This is a genomic window from Ruegeria lacuscaerulensis, from assembly GCF_013031245.1.
Classification (GTDB): domain Bacteria; phylum Pseudomonadota; class Alphaproteobacteria; order Rhodobacterales; family Rhodobacteraceae; genus Ruegeria; species Ruegeria lacuscaerulensis_C.
Genome location: NZ_WPZL01000004.1, coordinates 133,810 through 152,903 on the forward strand (window position 1 = coordinate 133,810; position 19,094 = coordinate 152,903).

Genomic DNA, 19,094 nt, shown 5'->3' on the forward strand with positions numbered 1-19,094 from the left:
TGAAACCTCATGAGTGATTTCATGACCCGCGCCCGCGCCGCCGAACAGGCGATGCGCACTGTGTTTCCGCCGACGCCGCTGCAGCGGAATGCCCACCTGTCTGACCGCTATGGCGCCGATATCTGGCTCAAGCGTGAGGACCTCAGCCCGGTACGGTCCTACAAGATTCGCGGCGCGTTCAACGCCATGCGCAAGCAGCAGGGGCAGGAGCTGTTCGTCTGCGCCAGCGCGGGCAATCACGCGCAGGGCGTGGCCTTCATGTGCAAGCATCTGGGCGTGAAGGGCGTGATCTTCATGCCGGTGACGACACCTCAGCAGAAGATTCAGAAAACCCGCATCTTCGGTGGCGACAATATCGAGATCCACCTGACCGGCGACTATTTCGACGACACTCTGGCCGCAGCACAAGCATGGTGCGCCCGGCAGGGCGGGCACTTCCTGTCGCCCTTCGATGATGAGGACGTAATCGAAGGGCAGGCCTCTCTGGCCGTTGAGATCGAGGCGCAGCTGGGCGGTGTCCCCGATCACGTGATCCTGCCGGTGGGTGGGGGCGGTATGTCCTCGGGCGTGGCGACGTGGTTCGGGGATCGGACCCATTGCCTGTTTGTCGAACCAAAGGGCGGGGCGTGCCTGCATGCGGCCATGGCGGCAGGGCATCCGGTGGCACTGGATCAAATCGACAACTTCGTCGACGGCGCTGCGGTTGGGAAGATTGGAGCGAAGCCGTTCGAACTGCTCAAGGATCGCCACCTGTCCGATGTGCTGGTCATGTCCGAAGACCGCATCTGCGCCACCATGATCGAGATGCTGAATGTCGAAGGCATCGTTCTGGAACCTGCCGGTGCGCTGGCAATCGAAGCGGTGGCGGATGTACAGAGCTTTATCCGGGGCAAGACCGTGGTCTGCGTGACTTCGGGAGGAAATTTCGATTTCGAGCGCTTGCCCGAGGTCAAGGAACGGGCCCAGCGCTATTCGGGCGTCAAAAAGTACTTCATCCTGCGCCTGCCTCAACGGCCCGGCGCGCTGAAGGAGTTTCTGGGTATTCTCGGCCCCGAGGACGATATCGCCCGGTTCGAGTACATGAAGAAATCGGCCCGCAATTTCGGTTCCGTCCTGATCGGCATCGAAACCCGCAAACCCGAGAACTTTGCGCGTCTGTTTGCCCATCTGGACGAGGCCGGATTCACCTACACCGACATCACCGAGGATGAGACGCTGGCGCAGTTCGTTATCTAAGCCAGGTTTTGCGTCTTTTCCGCCACGAACACGGTGCAGGACTCGTCATAGGCTTTCACGATTGCGGCAAGATCGACGTCACCGGACTTGCCTGCCGCAGCATTGCGCTCTCCGTCCTGGCATAATTTTGAGAACCTGTCGAACCCGAGGCTGAGCGCGCTGCCCTTGAGGAAATGCAGGTTCTGCTCAAGCTCAAGGCGCGCGGTGTCCTTGTGCAGGCGCTCGATGGTTTCCTGCACTTCGTCCAGAAAAATCTGTACTACCTCGTCGAACTCGCTGGCGCCGACCTCATCCCGAAGCTGCCTGACCCTGGACCAGTCGATCATGCTTATCCTCTCAACATAATTCGTGATCCGCCTTTGTTAGTCGGGAATGGGTAAAGGGCGGGTTAAACGCTGCAAATCTGAGGCCTTCACGGGATGTTAAACCACCACGCGCTAGGTTCGTCGCGTTAGGTGATGGTCACGGTGCAGAGGGTTCAGGTGGCAGAGGTCAGTCAGGCAGAGGCCAGGGCGGAACTGAATTTTGGCGCGATCCGAAAGGTGCTGGTCGTGGATGACAGCCGCTTGCAGCGCCGGATTCTTGTGGCCTCGCTGAAAAAATGGGGTTTTGAGGTACTTGAGGCCGACAGCGGCGACGCGGCCATCGAGATGTGCGCCTCGGTTCAACCGGATCTGGTGCTTAGCGATTGGGTGATGCCAGGGATGAGCGGGCTTGAATTCTGCCGGTCCTTTCGCGCGCTTGAAGCCGAACAGTACAGTTATTTCATTCTGCTGACCTCCAAAAGCGAAAAGCAGGAAGTAGCGCGCGGTTTGGATGCTGGCGCGGATGACTTTCTGATCAAACCGCTTGAGGCGGATGAATTACGCGCGCGCATTTCGGCCGGGGCCCGCATTCTGGACATGCAGCGTGAGCTGTCCGAAAAAAATCGGATGATCGAAGCCGCACTGGAGGAGCTCAAGCTGGCACATGACGCGATCGACAAGGATCTGATTCAGGCCAGAAAAATCCAGGAATCACTTGTCCCGGAACTGACGCGTGATTTCGGTAAATCACGGGTAAGTCTGTTGCTGAAACCCTGCGGGCATATCGGTGGCGATCTGGTAGGGATGTTTTCGCCCGGAGTGAATCGGCTGGGGTTTTACAGCATCGATGTTTCCGGTCACGGCATCACTTCGGCGATGATGACGGCGCGGCTGGGCGGGTATCTGTCCAGCAGCCATTTCGACCAGAACGTGGCGATGGAAAAACGCTTTGACAAATTCTACGCGCTCCTACCGCCAGAACACGTGGCCGAACTGCTTAATTCACGCCTGTTAGCAGATGCTGGAGTTGAAGAGTATTTCACGATGGTCTACGCGATCATCGACCTGCGCAACGGGCATCTGAAGATGGTGCAGGCCGGGCACCCCCACCCGCTTTTGCTGCGTCAGGACGGCAGCACCGAATTTCTGGGCGAGGGTGGTTTGCCCATCGGGTTGCTATCGGATGTCACCTTTCAGCGGACGGACACCTATATGAAACCCGGTGACAAGCTGCTGTTGTACTCGGATGGCTTTACCGAATGTGGCCTTGCAGACGGAGGCCTTCTGGAAGAAGAGGGCCTGCGCCAAATGGCGATTGGCTGCGCCCCAGGCCGGAGCGGCACCGAGTTCCTGGACGACATGTTCTGGCGCCTGACCCAGGCCATGGCACCGGGCCGTGGCATGGATGATGATGTGTCCGCTGTTTTCTTTGAGTATGGCGGGCCTTAAAGCCCCTGCAGATGCAGACCGGCAAAATGACGATCGCCGCCATTTCCTAACTTCTCGACCGCGTCAGCTGTATCCATCCAGCGTGCTTCATGAAACTCTTCGCGCGGCGGACCCATGCGACGAACCGGCTGAGCTCGGTAGATCAGACACACCTTTTCCGCCCACAGATCATATTCAGGCATATAGGTGAATCGTCGAAAGGCGCCGATGCGGCGCGGGGCTGTGATCAACCAGCCGGTTTCCTCGAACACTTCGCGATGGAGGGCGATAATCGGCGATTCGCCCGGATCGATGCCACCGCCGGGCAATTGCAGTTCCGGGTTCAACCCATCGTCATACCAGGTGACCAACAGACCCCGCCCACGCGGCAGCAGGGCGTAGACTCCGGGCCTGCGTGTGTATTTCCGCCCTGCCTCGGGGGTTTCACCGAACCGTCTGATCATGTATGGCCCCTTACAACCCAAATTGTTCGACCTATATGCTGGCGGTATGCCAACCTGTGGCGTGTAAGGAAACCCCATGTCTCTTGGAACGAAAATCGCGTGGGACGATACCGTCCTGCCCTTTCAACTCGATGTATCGGATATGCGCGGCCGCGTGGCCCGTCTGGACGGCGTGCTGGACGGCATCCTGAAACAGCATGACTATCCGGAAAAGGTCGAGGCCCTTGTGGCCGAGATGGCCTTGTTGACCGCGCTGATCGGCCAGACCGTGTCGCTACGCTGGAAACTGTCGCTGCAGGTCCAGTCCAAAGGTGCGGTGCGGATGATCGCCACCGACTATTATGCGCCGAAGAATGAAGGCGAGCCGGCCCGCGTCCGCGCCTATGCCAGTTTTGATCGCGACCGCCTGACCGATGGCGCACCGTTCGATCAGGTGGGCGAAGGCTATTTCGCCATCATGATCGACCAGGGCGAGGGGACGCAGCCTTATCAGGGGATCACTCCATTGACTGGAGGTTCGATCAGCGCCTGCGCCGAGGCGTATTTTGCGCAGTCCGAACAGCTGCCGACCCGGTTCTCGCTGAGTTTCGGAAAATCGACCGAGCCGGGCGTCGGCGAACACTGGCGCGCAGGTGGAATCATGTTGCAGCACATGCCAAAGGCCTCGCCGTTCGTGACCTCGGGTGAAGGCGAGGGCGAGATCCTGACCGCCAATGATCTGGTTGACGGCGAAGAGGGCGAGAACTGGGGTCGTGTCAATATCCTGCTGGACACGGTCGAGGATCTGGAACTGATTGGCCCCTCGACTGCGCCGACTGATCTGCTGATCCGTCTGTTTCACGAGGAACAGCCGCGGGTCTATGACGCGCAATCGGTGCAGTTCGGCTGCACCTGTTCCGAGGATCGGGTGCGCCAGAGCCTGTCGATCTACTCGGCCAAGGACATCGAAAAGATGACCACGCCCGAGGGCGATGTTACGGCCGATTGCCAGTTCTGCGGCGCCCATTACGTGCTGGATCCCGGCACGGTCGGGTTTGATGCTGACGGTGCCTGACCTGACGCAAGACCTGCGGGCGGCCCTGCGCCGCCCCGGGGGCGGGTCGAGCGATTTTGACCTGAACCCCGAAACTGTTCTGCCTGCGGGACGAAAACTGCGCCCTGCAGGCGTGCTGGTTCCGATCACGGTCTTTGGCGACACGCCGCGACTGATCCTGACAAAACGCTCTTCGGCCCTGAAACACCATCCTGGTCAGATCGCCTTTCCCGGCGGCAAGCAGGATCAAGGCGATGTGGATGTCACCGCCACGGCCCTGCGCGAGGCGCAAGAGGAAATCAGCCTGCCGCCGGAAATGCCCGAAATACTAGGGCACCTTCCCGCGCATGAAACGGTGACGTCTTTTACCGTAACACCAGTCGTGGCGATCCTGCGCGAACCCTTTCCCATCGTGCCCGAACCGGGCGAAGTGGACGAGGTGTTCTCGGTTCCGCTTGCACATGTGCTCAACCCCGCGAATTATATCGTTGAATCGCGCCGCTGGCGTGGTCAGAAACGGTATTATTTCACGGTGCCGTTCGGCCCCTATTACATCTGGGGCGCGACGGCCAGAATGTTGCGGGGATTGGCCGCGCGGATGGGTGAATGACGCAAATCAATGAGGCCTGGGTATCTGAACAGGCAACGCAAATGGTCTGTGCCGCCCTGACTGAGGCCGGTGCGCAAGCGTTGTTCGTGGGGGGGTGCGTACGAAACGCCCTGCTGGGTGCGCCGGTATCCGATATCGACATTGCCACGGATGCACGTCCCGAGCGGGTGGTCGAACTGGCACAGGGTGCGGGGCTCAAGGCCATTCCCACCGGAATTGACCATGGCACAATCACGGTTGTCAGCAATGGCATTCCGCATGAAATCACCACGTTTCGCCGCGATGTGGCAAGCGATGGCCGCCGTGCAATGGTTGCCTTTTCCGACACGGTAGAGGAGGACGCCGCGCGCCGAGATTTCACCATGAACGCGATTTACGCGCGGCCCGACGGCACCGTTCTGGACCCATTGAACGGGCTGCCGGATTTGCGGGCGCGGCGTGTGCGGTTCATTGGCACCGCCGAAAACCGTATTCGCGAGGATTACCTGCGTTCGCTCCGCTATTTTCGGTTCCACGCCTGGTACGGGGATGCCGAGAACGGGTTTGACGCGGACGCGCTGGCCGCAATTGCTGCTAATTTGGACGGGTTGGTCGCATTGTCGCGCGAGCGGGTCGGGGCCGAGCTTCTAAAGCTGCTGGGCGCGCCCGATCCCGCGCCTTCCGTCGCCGCGATGCGTCAAACGGGTGTGCTGGCGCAGCTTGCGCCGGGGGCAGAGGATCGCGCACTGGCTCCTCTGGTCGCTCTGGAACAACAGGCAGGGGCCGAGCCGGAGCCGATCCGCCGACTGTCAGCGATTGCGACGCCCGGGATCGCCAAGACCTTGCGCCTTAGCAAGGCGCAGCTGCAGCGACTGACCCGCATGCGGGACGAGGCATCCGGCACAGCCAGCGTCGCCGAACTGGGGTTCCGCTACGGCGAAGAGGGTGGGATGCACGAAACCTTGCTGCGCTGCGCGTTTCAGGAACAGCCCTGGAGCGAGGAATTACGGCAGGCGCTGCGCACCGGCGCTGCTGCTGAGTTTCCGATCAGGGCGACCGATCTGATCCCGGAATTCACCGGGCCGGCGCTGGGCAAAAAACTGGCCGAACTTGAGGCGCGCTGGATCGCATCCGGCTTCACCCTGACCCGCGAAGACCTGCTAAGCCTCTAAGGTAAAGTCTCAAAAGGGGATGACAAACAAAAGACTTTGTGGTTACGTGCCCCTGTCACATGAATGGAGGGATGCGAATGTATTACGGGATCTGGTTCGGCTAAAGCCGGAACGCTTTGACCCGTAAGGGTGGTGTTCTGGCGCCATCTTTCTTCGCATGACAATTTCTCTGCTCAATCGGAGCACTCTCCATGTTTCGCTATTTCGAAAACCTCGTTGACCCTTTTGTTGCCTATACCGAATCCGATAGGCCTCCGACACGGTTGTGGCCGTTCATGTTGGAGTATTCCCAGCCGTTCATGCGGGTGTTTTTCTGGGCCGGATTGATTTCCGTCGTCGTCGCGGCCGTCGAGGTCGGCCTGATTTATTACATGGGCCGGGTGGTTGACCTGTTGTCAGGTCCTCCGGCCGAAGTCTGGCAGAAACACGGTACGGAACTGATCCTGATGGCTGTGTTTGTGCTGCTGCTGCGCCCGTTGCTGCATGTCGTTGACGTGCTTCTGCTGAACAACACGATCCTGCCGAACTTTGGCACCCTGATCCGCTGGCGCGCGCATAAACATGTGTTGCGCCAGTCCGTGGGCTGGTTCGAAAACGACTTTGCGGGGCGCATCGCCAACCGGATCATGCAGACACCGCCGGCGGCAGGTGAGGCGGTGTTTCAGGTCTTTGACGCCATATCGTTTTCTCTGGCCTACCTGATCGGAGCGGCTGTGCTGCTTATGGCGGCTGATCCGCGTTTGTTGTTGCCTCTGCTGATCTGGTTTGCGCTTTACGCCATTCTTGTACACTGGACCGTGCTGCGGGTTGGCCCGGCCTCTCAGGCGGCGTCGGATGCGCGTTCCGCCGTGACGGGACGGGTCGTGGACAGCTATACCAACATCCACTCGGTCAAGATGTTCGCCCATGACGCGCAGGAACTGGATTACGCCCGCGAGGCTATCGAGGAAACGCGCCGCACCTTCCAGATCGAGATGCGGATTTTTACCATCATGGACGCGGTTCTGGTCACGCTGAACGGTCTGTTGATCGTGGGCGTGGTCGGTTGGGCGATTGCCTTGTGGATGCAGGGCAGCGCCACGGTGGGTGTGGTCGCAGCGGCCACGGCTCTGACGCTGCGGCTGAACGCGATGACCGGCTGGATCATGTGGGCTCTGACCAGTTTCTTCCGGCAGCTTGGTGTGGTGGCCGAGGGGATGCAGACCATTGCGCAACCTATCGACCTGCTGGATGCGCCGGATGCCAAGCCGTTGCGACTGCCTGAAGGACAGATCGAAATACGCGACTTGTCACACCATTACGGGCGCAAGACCGGCGGGCTGGATCACATCAACCTGACAATCCATCCGGGTGAAAAGATTGGTCTGATCGGGCGCTCCGGAGCCGGGAAATCGACTCTGGTAAAGCTGCTTTTGCGATTTTATGACGTGGAGCGGGGCGCGATCCTGATTGACGATCAGAACATTGCCAACGTCACGCAGGACAGTTTGCGCAGTCATATCGGCATGGTGCAGCAAGATAGCGCGTTGCTGCATCGCTCGGTGCGCGACAACATTCTGTATGGCCGCCCCGAAGCGACTGAAGAGCAGATGATCGCCGCCGCCAAACAGGCCGAGGCGCATGAGTTCATCCTCGATCTGCAAGACCCGCAGGGGCGCACCGGTTACGACGCGCATGTGGGCGAACGGGGCGTGAAGCTCAGCGGCGGTCAGCGGCAGCGTGTGACGTTGGCGCGGGTGATCCTGAAGGACGCTCCGATCCTGCTGTTGGACGAAGCGACATCTGCCCTAGATTCCGAAGTCGAAGCGTCGATTCAGGAAACTCTCTACGGCATGATGCAAGGTAAAACCGTGATCGCCATTGCCCATCGGCTCAGCACTATTGCCCAGATGGATCGCATTCTGGTCATGGATGGCGGTCGGATCGTTGAGCAGGGCGGACATTCCGAACTGTTGTCGCAAGGCGGGCTTTACGCCCAGTTCTGGGCGCGGCAATCTGGAGGCTTCCTGAACACGGAGGCCGCCGAATGAGGATTGCCGATCTCATAGATCCGTTCAAAAACATCGAAACGCCCCCGCCGCAAACGCTGGGGGCGTTCATTCGCTGGTGCCTGTCCGGTGCGTGGCCGATGATATTTGTCGCGGCGACCTTTTCGGCAATGGCCGGCGCGATGGAGGCCGGGACGGCCTGGATGCTGGGTCTTGTGATTGATATGGCAACTGAGAGCGGGCCTCAGAACTTCCTGAGCGCCAACAATCTTTGGATGGTCCTTGGCATGGCGGCGTTCTTCATGCTGCTGCGGCCAGTGTTCTTCGGTCTGTCAGCGTTTTCGAACAACTATGTTGTCATGCCCAACATCCCGCCTCTGGTTCTGGCCAAGCTGAACCGCTGGACGCTGGGCCAGTCTGTCACGTATTTCGACGATGATTTTGCTGGCCGGATCGCGCAGAAACAGATGCAGACCTCGAATGCTATGGCCTCGGTCGTGTCCGAAACGATCAGTGCGATTGTCTTTGCTCTAGCCTCGCTTCTGGGTTCGTTGCTTTTGTTAGGGTCTATTCATCCGCTGGTGATGCTGCCCTTTGCCGGCTGGCTGGTGGTGTATTTCCTGTTGATCTGTTGGTATTTGCCGCGCATCCGAAAGCGCTCGGCCGCGCGGGCCGGCGCGCGTGCGATGGTGTCGGGACAGGTGGTCGACACGATCACCAATATCAAAACCGTCAAGCTGTTCGCCCATTCTGATTTCGAGGATCAGGCCGCGCGGAACTCGATGGTCGATCTTCGGGAAAAGATGCTGGCCTTCGGCAAACTCTCTGCCAGTTTCCGCTTTGTCCTGATGGTGTTGGCAGGGGTTCTGCCGGTGCTTCTGTTGGGTGCGACGTTGCTATTATGGCAAGCGGGAACCGCGACTGCTGGTGACATCGTAGCCGCAGGTGCCGTCTCGATCCGCATCGCGCAGATGACAGGCTGGGTCAGTTTCACGCTGATGGGCCTTTACGCCAATGTCGGCGAGGTTGAGAACGGCATGAAGACGCTGGCAAGGCGTGACCGGGTCGAGGATGCGGCCGATGCCGTCAATTTGTCCGTGACCATTGGACAGATCGATTTCGACCATGTCAGCTTTGCCTATGGCCGCGATATTGGCGGAGTGACCGACGTTAGCATGACCGTTCATCCCGGTGAAAAGCTGGGCATAGTTGGTGCTTCGGGTGCGGGGAAGTCGACTTTGGTTTCGTTGCTGCTCAGACTCTATGACGGGGAAAGCGGCGCTATTCTCATTGACGGACAGGACGTGTCGCGGGTGACGCAAGACAGCCTGCGAAGCCAGATTGGCATGGTTACGCAGGAAACCGCGATGTTCAACCGCTCAGCGCGTGAGAACATCCTGTACGGCCGACCCGATGCTTCGGAAGACCATATGATCGAGGCAGCGAAAAAGGCCGAGGCGCATGAGTTTATCCTCAGCCTTCAGGATGCCCATGGCCGCAAGGGTTATGACGCGCATCTTGGAGAGCGGGGCGTGAAACTCAGCGGCGGGCAGCGGCAGCGGATCGCTTTAGCCCGTGCCATTCTCAAGGACGCGCCGATTCTGGTTCTGGACGAGGCCACATCGGCGCTGGATTCCGAAGTTGAGGCCTCGATCCAGACCGCGCTGCACCGGGTGATGCAGGGCAAGACGGTGCTGGCGATTGCGCACCGTCTGTCCACGCTCAGCGAGATGGACCGGATCATCGTGCTGGATCAGGGTCGTATCGTGGAAACCGGCACACATGACGCGCTGCTAAAGCAAGGTGGGCTGTACGCGCGGTTCTGGCATCGCCAGTCGGGCGGGTTCATTCAGGCAGAAGCTGCGGAATAAGGCTTTTGTTGCGTGCAAAGCCCCGGTATCAGGCCCCACATGACGCAGCAGTTCACTATAACTCGCCTTGGCCATCAGGGCGACGGCATTGCCGAAGGCCCCGTTTACGCGCCGCGCACCCTACCGGGTGAAGTAGTCAGCGGGACACTGGTGGGTCAGCTTCTGACGGATATCCGGGTGGAGACGCCCTCGGACAATCGGGTAAAAGCACCGTGCCGCCATTACAAGGCTTGCGGCGGATGCCAGTTGCAGCACGCCGCGGATGAGTTTGTCGCTGACTGGAAGGTCGGTGTGGTGCGCAATGCGTTGGCCGCGCAGGGTTTGGAGGCGGTGATGCGCCCGATCCACACTTCGCCGGAACAGTCTCGCCGCCGCGCCACCATCGCGGTGCGGCGGACCAAGAAAGGCACGCTGGCCGGGTTTCACGGCCGAGCTTCGGACACGATCACCGAAATTCCAGATTGCCGACTGTTGGACCCCAAGCTGATTGACGCCATTCCTGTCGCCGAAGCTTTGGCTGTTCTGGGTGGCAGCCGCAAGGGCGTGCTGGCGGTAACACTGACCCTGTCCGAAGGCGGGCTGGATGTGGCTGTCAAAGGCGGCAAACCGCTGGATGGGCCGCTGGAACTGGCCCTGGCGCAGGCTACCGAAAAGCATGGCCTGGCACGGCTCAGCTGGGATGGCGAGGTGATCGCCATGCGCCAGCCGCCGGTTCAGAGGTTCGGCACGGCCGAGGTTGTTCCGCCGTCGGGGGCCTTCCTTCAGGCCACAAAAGACGGAGAACAGGCTCTGTTACAGGCCGTTTTGCAGGCCACAGAGGGCGCAAAGCGGGTTGCCGACCTGTTTGCGGGCAGCGGCACCTTCTCTCTGCCTCTGGCTCAAACTGCCGAGGTTCATGCGGTGGAAGGAGAGGCCGCGATGACGCAGGCGCTGGATCAGGGCTGGCGCAGGGCACAGGGGCTCAAGCGGGTCACGACCGAGGCGCGCGATCTGTTCCGTCGCCCGCTGTTGCCGGACGAGATGAGATCCTTTGACGCCGTGGTGATCGACCCGCCGCGCGCCGGGGCCGAGGCGCAGGTGGTGGAACTGGCGCAGGCACTGCGCCCGGTGATTGCTTATGTATCCTGCAACCCGGTCACGTTCGCGAGGGACGCAAAAACACTCGTTAATGCGGGATACACCCTTGAATGGGTACAGGTGGTTGACCAATTTCGATGGTCGTCACACACCGAACTTGCCGCGCGGTTCACGCTGAACCCATCAACCTGACAGGAGACCACCCGAATGGTGATCACCCAGCGCCTGCTGACAGTTATCGAAGCTCCGTCCTTTGGGCGATTCATCACCGGTGTCATCATCTTCAACGCTGTGCTTCTGGGCATGGAGACCTCGCCTTCCCTGATGGAAAGCATGGGCCCCTTGATCGTGACGCTGGACAGTCTCTGCCTCGCGATCTTCGTGGTTGAGATTGGGATGAAACTGATCGCCACCGGGCGCAGGTTTTTCACCAATGGCTGGAACGTGTTTGATTTCGTGATCGTCGGTATCGCGCTGGTGCCGGGCGGTGCGGGGCTGTCGGTCCTGCGGGCACTGCGAATTCTGCGGGTCTTGCGGGTCATCTCTGTCGCGCCGCGCCTCCGCCGCGTGGTCGAGGGCTTTATCTCGGCCCTGCCGGGCATGGCCAGCGTGTTCCTGCTGATGGCGATCCTGTTCTATATCGGTGCGGTGATCTCGACCAAGCTGTTCTCGCAATCCTTCCCGGACTGGTTCGGCGATCTGGGTCTCTCGGCCTATACGCTGTTCCAGATCATGACGCTGGAAAGCTGGTCTATGGGCATCGTGCGCCCGGTGATGGAGGTCTACCCCTATGCCTGGCTGTTCTTTGTGCCCTTTATCATGGTCACCACTTTTGCGGTGGTGAACCTGCTGGTCGGTCTGATCGTGAACTCGATGCAGGACGCGCACCATGCCGAGGACGAAGTTAAAACCGACGCTTACCGTGACGAAGTGCTTGAGCGGCTCGAGTCCATCGAACGCCGCTTGGTTGAGCAGTCGCACATCAAAAAGTGATTTCAGTTTTTCGGTTTTCTGGCATAATCGTAAAAAAAAGAGCAGTAGCAGGCAGTGAACATGGATCGTCGAGCATTTGGATTGGGCGCTATGGCAACGCTGAGCCTTTCGGCTTGTGCCTCGGCCAGCCCAAGATTTCTGACATATGATGGGCCCGAAGTGACCTCATTGGTCATCAACAAGGGCGCGCGGAAGCTTTATCTTCTGCATAACCAACACGTCCTCAAGGAATACAAGGTCGATCTGGGCTTTGCGCCCGATGGTACCAAGACCAAGCGCGGCGATGGCCGCACGCCCGAAGGCAGCTATCTGATCGACCGGCGCAACCCGAACAGCCGCTATCACCTGTCGCTGGGGATTTCATACCCGAACTCGAAAGACATCGCGCTGGCCAAGGCGGCCGGTGTTGATCCGGGTGGTGACATTTTCATTCACGGGCAACCTAAAAAACGGTCGGAACTGAAACGGGCCAAAAGAACGCAGGATTGGACTGCTGGCTGTATCGCCGTCAAGAATGAAGAGATTGAGGAAATCTATGCGATGGTGAACGAAGGAACACTGATTACCCTTCGCCCGTAATCGGTTTCCAGTTGGCAAACCCGAATTGCAAGTAATCGCGCTGGTAGGCGTCTACTGCCAGCGACTCGAGCTTGCTGTCGTAAATGTCATTCAGATTAAACGGCACGTCCGGCGCGCTGGATTCAGGCGTGGGCGGGGTTTCATGGCCTATCCGTCGGGCCAGATCGGGCAGGGCCGACGCAATCTCGTCTTCACGCAGAATAAGGTCGGGCAGGGCGAATGAGGCCATCCCCTCAAGCACCTGGGCCTGACTGCACCACACTCCATCCACCCGTACAGGTGTCTGCCCGGCCAGGTTTTGGCGCAGGAAAGTCAGAAAGGCCGAGAAGGCCTCATAATGCTGTTCAGCCGGGTAATTGTCTTTACGCAATTGACCGGGGATCGGAATTTTGAACCGGTTGCGCAGCATGTTTCGGATTTTCAGATAAGCACCGGGTTCCGCGCTAAGGATATAGGAGCAAAACGCAGTATGCGCCCGCGCCAGGGGGTGGCGCAGGACCGTGAATTTCCGGTGCCCGGGGTGCGCCTGCAACCATCGCCGTGTTTGCTTCCGGTTCTGATTGGTGATCAACCCGTCGCTGCCGACAGCATCAAGATCCGCCAGCCATCGGGTCACCGGGGTCTCGACCCCTCCGCGTACCGGCAGATACATCAGCGGAGTTTCAGGCGCGGCAATGTAGTTTCCGATCGCTGGTCCGCGCCGGGGTTCAAAACTCGGCGCATGATGCAGATTGAAACTGTCGATCCGGGACAGGGCCTGTTCCATTTCCCCGGGGTTTGTCACTTTGGACAGTGCGGGTTCGGGGTTCTGTGGCTTGAGCGTATCATCGATTGTCGACAGCCGTCCCGAGACGCCCAGCCACGCCGCCAGACCGTTCAGTGTGTCCAGACGGTTCAGATCGTCGTAGGCGATGAAAAATGCAGCTTGCCCGGATGCCTGAAGCTGGTGCAGCAGAAGCAGTTGAAACTCCTGCTGTTGGTCCAGATACTTTTCAAACTCCTGTCCGTCGAATTCGATCTGTGCCTCGCGGCGGCGTTTGATGTTTTTCAACTGCCACTGCTTGGTTTCCCGCGCGATATTCAACGATATGTAGCTGTCCAGCGGGTTGCGCGTCAGGATAATCTTGGCGCAGCGGGGATCGGTCAAAGCAGGCTCCAACACACGAGGATCATGCCCCTGAAAAAATCGAAACCCGTTCAGTTCACCTGGAGCGGATTTGATTGCCTGAACAAGGTTTAACGGGTCGCTGTCCCGGTCTTCCAGCGATATGCCCATCAGGCTTTCGGATTTGAGCCGGCCAATGAAATGGGGATTGAATGCCTCGCCGTGGCAGGTGACGCCGTCAAGCGCATTCAGATTTGTCTCAAGCAGATTCGAACCGGTGCGCATGGCCGCGAGAACGATGAAATAGTCGAATTTGGCAGTCATGTTAGGTTACCGCACCAGATAGGGTTTGTGGAACGGTCTGACCTGTGCGCCGAATACATCGTCAACCGGGAAATCTCCCATCATATAGGGATGCATGCCCTGGTTCTTGAGGTTCTGCAAAAATTGCCCAAAACCCGACAGATCCACCATCACCGGCGCTTCGGTCAGGTGGCTGGCATGGGTGGTGCCGATTTCCTCGATTACCGTCTGCAGAGGCTCCATCGGAGATTCCACGAAATCTGCCAGCGACCATTTGCGTACCCGTGCTTTGGTCCAGACAGAATCCAGAACCTCAAGCTGTTTGGTTTCGATCTGTTGCAGGCGAGCGGCCTCGTTCCGGATGTCGGCAAAATTCATGTTCGACCGGAACAGCGGAATCGCCCAGGCTCCGGTAATGACCGAGATCTGCGCATTCTTGTCCCGCGCCAGAAACCAGTTGATTTTTTGGGTATCTCCGGGTCCGAACTGAAAACACTGTCGTTCCCCACGGGTGTTCCAGATCAAGTTCGAGACAAAAGCGGTGGGATTGTAATCCCGTAAGACCGCGCAGTCACTGAGTGCGCCGTTGATGATCTTTTCGCCACCGGCAAACTCGGCACGCTCCGGCCCGAACAGATGCCCGTGAACCCGCGCGCCCGTGGTGTCGGCCAGCCAGAGTTCAAAATCATCGAACAGTTCGGTAAAGCCCTGGAACACGGAATAGGGAAAGGAGGTCAGCCCGTTCTCACTGCCGTGACGGGGAAACCGGCTTTGCATATACAGGCCGTCGCGTCCTCTGGTTCGCCGTTCCACAGCCTTTGAGAACACCCGGTCAATCTTGCCCGGATTGGGCTCGGCCGGTTTCAAAGCGCCGTTCTGATCGGTCAGGAAGGATTGATACAACCGTTCGGCGCGCGGCCAGACTTTACGGGCGACGAAACAGTCGGACCTGCGCAAAAGCTGCAAATGGTCGTCGTAAAAAATGTGCGGACGCCCCTGGTAATCGAATTTGGACAGGGTCAGCGACCGGCTTTCGATATGGGTGGAATAGAGCCGCGCCAGCGTCTGGAAATAGCTTTCATCCGGGATCCAGACCCGCCGGAAATAACGGTCATAGGTCTTGCGCCTGGGGTCCTGCAGAATCGCGGACAGGGTCTGGCGTGTCAGGCACCACCACTGGCTGCCCATATGCGGCACCAGCCCATCCGGGATGCGACGGCGCAGACCGATGGCGCGCTGCAACTTCACATAGGCATCGAACAATTTGCGGTTCTTGCGCCACGAAAACGGAAACCGCAGGGTGAAACGTTCCTGATCCAGCCCGCCGATGGTCCAGCTGACATCGGCGGTGGTGGCGCTTTCGATGAAATCGACACGCGGCCGCTCCGAGAGATAGTCGATCAGCTCATCCACAGGCCGCAGGGGCAGGCACGCGCCCGAGGATAAATAGACGTGATGCACATTCGGGAAGGCGTCAAGCATCAGCTCGGCCGCGGATTGCGACGCCTCCACGATCCCCCAACCACCCCATTCGCAGGTGTGACGTTCGGAAAACCGGATCAGCGGATCGTCTTTGCACGCAGCAACAAAACGGGAATAGACCTGATCCGGCACCTTGCGGTCCACATGGATCACCACCGGGCAGCCTGACGCTGTCCAGTGGCGCGCGACCTGCTCGGCGCGGTGCAGCGCGGTGTGAACCAGCATGATGATGCCAAGGCTGCTCATGCCCAGTTGCCTTTCGACATGAGACCCAGAATTTCAAGCTGCCGCCAGTTGATGTATTTTTCCGATTTATCGCACCAGAACACAGGCTTGTCCTGCAGCCGTTCGGCGTAGGCGCGATACTCGCCTGACCGCCGGTAATGCTGGCCGCGCTCCAGCTCTTCGCGGGCTTTGTCGCCCAGCGTGTTGATCAGCTTGGCATGCAGCAGCGCTCCACTGGTCTTTTCACCGCCCCATTCGTCATAAACCTGGTTCAATCCACGCGGCAGCAGCGAATGTGTCGAGCTGACATAGACATAGCGCCTGTCCCATTTCACCAGTGGAATCTTGTTCAGCGCCGGCGCCTGAGAAGGATTGTCGCCAAAGAAAACCCGTGCTCGTGGCCCGCCCTGAATCCACAGGTTTTTGTAATCCGGGTTCTTGGTGATCATGTAATTGCCAGCATCGAACCAGCGGGCGATCTGGAACGGGTCCTGCCCCTCGCGGTAAACCTGGGCGTCAACCGGGCCCTGCGGGTACATGTCGATCAGCATGGCGCCGAAGCTGCGCACGGCGCAGCCGTCCAGCCAATCTGTCAGGGCGCGGATCGGACGGGTATCGCAGAAGGGGTAAATAAAGAACTCATCCGGATCGACCGTCAGAATCCAGTGATTATGGGCATATTTTCGCAACAGGTAATTCGACCAGTCCAACCCGAACGAAGCCCGTTTGTAACTTGCATCGGCTAGCCAAAGCGACACATCAGGTTGGTTTTCCAGGAACTCGCAAGTGCCGTCATCGCTGTCATTGTCGACGAACAGAAAGTGATCGACGCCCAGCTTGCGGTAGTATTCAAGGAAAAAGGGCAGGCGTATCTTTTCGTTTCGCACCACACTCATCAACAGGATGTCATGGCGTCGAATTTTGGTTGTTCTGTCAGCGACGGGCGTCAATTCCCGTCTTTTACGCAGACAGCGCATAAGGCGACGCTTGCGCCGCAACCTCATCCGATATGAATCCAACAGGCTCACGCGTCTGCTCAACCTTTTTTGTTACGCGAGCATGCCCGGGGGCTGGACGATCCAGAGTGGTGCCGGGCAATTGCCGTTTTATGCCATCTTTGCATCTTTCGAAGCAACGGCTTTAAAATTGGTTAGTCCGAAGCGTTGCTTTCGTGTTTTTCCCACATGATTTCGCTCATCAGCCCCAACTGCAGCAGCTGTGCCCAGCCCGTGTACCGAACCGAGTCCGGCGTCCACATATCGGGCTGGTTTCCTATCGCATCATAGTATGTCGCAAATTGGTCGGGATCATGAAAATGCTGGCGGCGCGTTTTCTCGGTTTTTGACTTGGCAACCACTTCGGGCAGGAACTTTGTGTGCAGCAGGACGCCGGATGGCGCTGTTCCGCCCGGCCCGTCGTAAAAGGCGTTCAGATGCCGGGGCAGGGCAGAGTGGCATGAGTTCACATAGGCAAACCGCCGTGACCACCGGACCAGCGGGATTTTGTTCAGTGTCGGAGAGTGGCGTGGCCTGTCTGAAAAGAACATGCGTTCCCGCGCGCCGCCCTGAACCCACAGATTACCCAGCGGGGCTTGGCGCCGGGATCGGTAGGGGCCGCTGTCGAACCAATTCAGAACATCGGTTGGGTCGGACTCTGGGTTGTAATCCTGCGCGCCCAGCGGCCCCTTGGGGTACAGGTCGAGCAACAGAGCTCCAAACGCTGTGCGCTCCTGTCGGTTCAGCGTTTCGGTCAGATCGTGCAGGGAATTGCTGTTGTAGGTCGGGTAAATCAGCAATTCATCGGCGTCCACCATCAATGTCCAGTGGCCATTACCGAAACGCATCTGCAGCCAGGTCAGCCAATCCAGCCCGTATCGCGAGGCACGATAGCTGGCATCGGTCTGCCACAGCGAAACGTCGGGCTGGTCGCGCAGGTAGTCCACCGAGCCATCATCACTACCGTTGTCTACAATCAGAAAGTGATCGACTCCCAGCGCGCGATAGTGGCGGAAGTACCAGGGCAGGCGCGTGATTTCATTACGCAGGGTGGTAAAGGCCAGTATGGCGCCGCGCCCAATTTGGGTTGTTTGATCATTGAGGCAGGACAGCTGATGGCGACTGCGAAAGGATCGCCACAGCAGCCGTCGCCGTTTCAGGCGCAACCGATATTTCTGCACCCATCCGATGGGTGGAAGCATATCGGTTACAGTGTCTGTCACCTTAGCCTCATTTCTCGTAGTGGCCGTTCTGATGCCAGCGCCACGCGTCACCGATCATCGTCTCTAACGTTGACCTTTTCGGGGTCCAACCCAGCTGTTCTCCGGCACGGACCGAGCCCGAGACCAGCTTGGTGCAATCGCCGGCGCGGCGCGATCCGACCGAATAGGGCACTTCGCGATTGGTGACGGATTTGGAATGGGCAATCACCTCCATCACCGAAAAGCCCGAACCGGTGCCCAGATTGAACACGCGGCTGCCCTTGCCCCGTTCCAGCCAATTCAGCCCCAGCACATGCGCATCGACCAGATCGCAGACGTGCACATAGTCGCGGATGCAGGTGCCGTCGGGTGTGTCGTAATCGGTGCCGAAGACGGTCAGCCCGTCGCGCTTGCCGTCGATTGCGTCCAGCATCAGCGGCACCAGATGGGTCTCGGGGCGGTGGAATTCACCCACTTCACTATCGGGGTCGGCACCGGCCACGTTGAAATAGCGAAAGATCACATGGTTCAGCCCATGCGCGGCCTCAAAGTCGCGCAGAATCTCTTCAATGGCACGCTTGGAAGCGCCGTAGGCGTTCAGCGGCAGTTGAGGGGTGTCTTCGTCAAGCACGACGTTGTCATGTTCACCGTAGGTCGCACAGGTCGAAGAAAACACAAAATTCAGGCACCCGGCGGCGACCGTGGCCTCGATCAGATTCAGAGATCCGGTGACGTTGTTGGCCCAGTATCTGCCGGGCTCGGACATCGCCTCGCCCACCTGACTAAGCGCGGCGAAGTGCATGACCGCGACGGGCTGATATTTGGCAAAAACCTCATCCAGACGCGCGCGGTCCAGCAGATCGCCCTGTTCGAATGGCCCGAATTTCACGGCGTCCTGCCAGCCGGTGATCAGATTGTCATAGGTCACTGGCGTGTAACCCGCGCGGGACAGCGCCTTGCAGGCATGGGATCCGATATACCCGGCCCCGCCGGTCACAAGGATATTTGTCATTGGAAAGTCCAAATTGAATTTCTGTGTGCAGCTAC

At 59.1% G+C, this 19,094-nt stretch carries 17 protein-coding genes; 10 read left to right on the top strand and 7 right to left on the bottom strand.

Annotated features, from left to right (window positions below; all coding sequences use genetic code 11):
- Positions 1 to 9: 9 nt before the first annotated feature.
- The gene (ilvA, locus tag GOX66_RS07105; protein WP_170761040.1) at positions 10 to 1,236 is read left to right on the top strand and encodes a threonine ammonia-lyase IlvA; all 1,227 of its coding nucleotides are present in this window, start codon (positions 10 to 12) and stop codon (positions 1,234 to 1,236) included.
- Here ilvA and GOX66_RS07110 read toward each other — a convergent pair.
- A complete protein-coding gene (locus tag GOX66_RS07110) occupies positions 1,233 to 1,562 on the bottom strand; it encodes an Hpt domain-containing protein (protein WP_170761042.1) in 330 nt (109 codons plus the stop codon). The two genes, ilvA and GOX66_RS07110, sit on opposite strands and share 4 nt — an antisense overlap.
- 132 nt (positions 1,563 to 1,694) lie before the next feature.
- Here GOX66_RS07110 and GOX66_RS07115 point away from each other — a divergent pair, with 132 nt between their 5' ends.
- The gene (locus GOX66_RS07115; RefSeq protein ID WP_170761043.1) at positions 1,695 to 2,990 is read left to right on the top strand and encodes a PP2C family protein-serine/threonine phosphatase; all 1,296 of its coding nucleotides are present in this window, start codon (positions 1,695 to 1,697) and stop codon (positions 2,988 to 2,990) included.
- Here the strand turns inward: GOX66_RS07115 and GOX66_RS07120 are convergent.
- Positions 2,987 to 3,433, bottom strand: coding sequence for an NUDIX hydrolase (locus GOX66_RS07120; RefSeq protein ID WP_170761045.1), 447 nt, complete (start codon positions 3,431 to 3,433; stop codon positions 2,987 to 2,989). The genes GOX66_RS07115 and GOX66_RS07120 overlap by 4 nt on opposite strands.
- A gap of 76 nt (positions 3,434 to 3,509) precedes the next feature.
- On the opposite strand from GOX66_RS07120, the gene hslO reads away from it, so the two are divergent.
- From hslO to GOX66_RS07160, 8 genes are all read left to right on the top strand, one after another.
- On the top strand, positions 3,510 to 4,487 hold the full coding sequence (gene hslO, locus GOX66_RS07125) for an Hsp33 family molecular chaperone HslO (protein ID WP_170761047.1): 978 nt from the start codon (positions 3,510 to 3,512) through the stop codon (positions 4,485 to 4,487).
- Positions 4,471 to 5,076 (top strand): CoA pyrophosphatase, encoded by a 606-nt coding sequence (locus GOX66_RS07130; protein ID WP_170761049.1) that lies wholly within the window; start codon positions 4,471 to 4,473, stop codon positions 5,074 to 5,076. Before hslO ends, GOX66_RS07130 begins: the two co-directional genes overlap by 17 nt.
- Entirely contained in the window at positions 5,073 to 6,227 is a 1,155-nt protein-coding gene (locus GOX66_RS07135) for a CCA tRNA nucleotidyltransferase (RefSeq protein ID WP_170761050.1), read from the top strand. Before GOX66_RS07130 ends, GOX66_RS07135 begins: the two co-directional genes overlap by 4 nt.
- Positions 6,228 to 6,418: 191 nt before the next feature.
- The gene (locus tag GOX66_RS07140) at positions 6,419 to 8,257 is read left to right on the top strand and encodes an ABC transporter ATP-binding protein (protein ID WP_170761052.1); all 1,839 of its coding nucleotides are present in this window, start codon (positions 6,419 to 6,421) and stop codon (positions 8,255 to 8,257) included.
- Positions 8,254 to 10,086, top strand: a complete 1,833-nt coding sequence (locus tag GOX66_RS07145) for an ABC transporter ATP-binding protein (protein ID WP_170761054.1) — start codon at positions 8,254 to 8,256, stop codon at positions 10,084 to 10,086. Before GOX66_RS07140 ends, GOX66_RS07145 begins: the two co-directional genes overlap by 4 nt.
- Positions 10,087 to 10,125: 39 nt before the next feature.
- The gene (locus GOX66_RS07150) at positions 10,126 to 11,355 is read left to right on the top strand and encodes a class I SAM-dependent RNA methyltransferase (RefSeq protein WP_170761056.1); all 1,230 of its coding nucleotides are present in this window, start codon (positions 10,126 to 10,128) and stop codon (positions 11,353 to 11,355) included.
- A gap of 15 nt (positions 11,356 to 11,370) precedes the next feature.
- Entirely contained in the window at positions 11,371 to 12,156 is a 786-nt protein-coding gene (locus GOX66_RS07155) for an ion transporter (protein ID WP_170761058.1), read from the top strand.
- Positions 12,157 to 12,216: 60 nt separating this feature from the next.
- The gene (locus GOX66_RS07160) at positions 12,217 to 12,735 is read left to right on the top strand and encodes a L,D-transpeptidase family protein (RefSeq protein WP_170761060.1); all 519 of its coding nucleotides are present in this window, start codon (positions 12,217 to 12,219) and stop codon (positions 12,733 to 12,735) included.
- Here the strand turns inward: GOX66_RS07160 and GOX66_RS07165 are convergent.
- The 5 genes from GOX66_RS07165 to galE form a co-directional block, all read right to left on the bottom strand.
- Positions 12,719 to 14,164: a nodulation protein NodH gene (locus GOX66_RS07165; protein WP_170761062.1), complete on the bottom strand. Its 1,446-nt coding sequence runs from the start codon at positions 14,162 to 14,164 to the stop codon at positions 12,719 to 12,721. The genes GOX66_RS07160 and GOX66_RS07165 overlap by 17 nt on opposite strands.
- A 6-nt stretch (positions 14,165 to 14,170) precedes the next feature.
- Positions 14,171 to 15,871 (bottom strand): DUF5927 domain-containing protein, encoded by a 1,701-nt coding sequence (locus GOX66_RS07170; RefSeq protein WP_170761064.1) that lies wholly within the window; start codon positions 15,869 to 15,871, stop codon positions 14,171 to 14,173.
- On the bottom strand, positions 15,868 to 16,854 hold the full coding sequence (locus GOX66_RS07175; RefSeq protein ID WP_170761433.1) for a glycosyltransferase family 2 protein: 987 nt from the start codon (positions 16,852 to 16,854) through the stop codon (positions 15,868 to 15,870). Before GOX66_RS07175 ends, GOX66_RS07170 begins: the two co-directional genes overlap by 4 nt.
- 146 nt (positions 16,855 to 17,000) lie before the next feature.
- Positions 17,001 to 18,068: a glycosyltransferase family 2 protein gene (locus GOX66_RS07180; protein ID WP_419555549.1), complete on the bottom strand. Its 1,068-nt coding sequence runs from the start codon at positions 18,066 to 18,068 to the stop codon at positions 17,001 to 17,003.
- Between the two features lie 7 nt (positions 18,069 to 18,075).
- A complete protein-coding gene (galE, locus tag GOX66_RS07185) occupies positions 18,076 to 19,059 on the bottom strand; it encodes a UDP-glucose 4-epimerase GalE (RefSeq protein WP_170761066.1) in 984 nt (327 codons plus the stop codon).
- Positions 19,060 to 19,094: the final 35 nt, after the last annotated feature.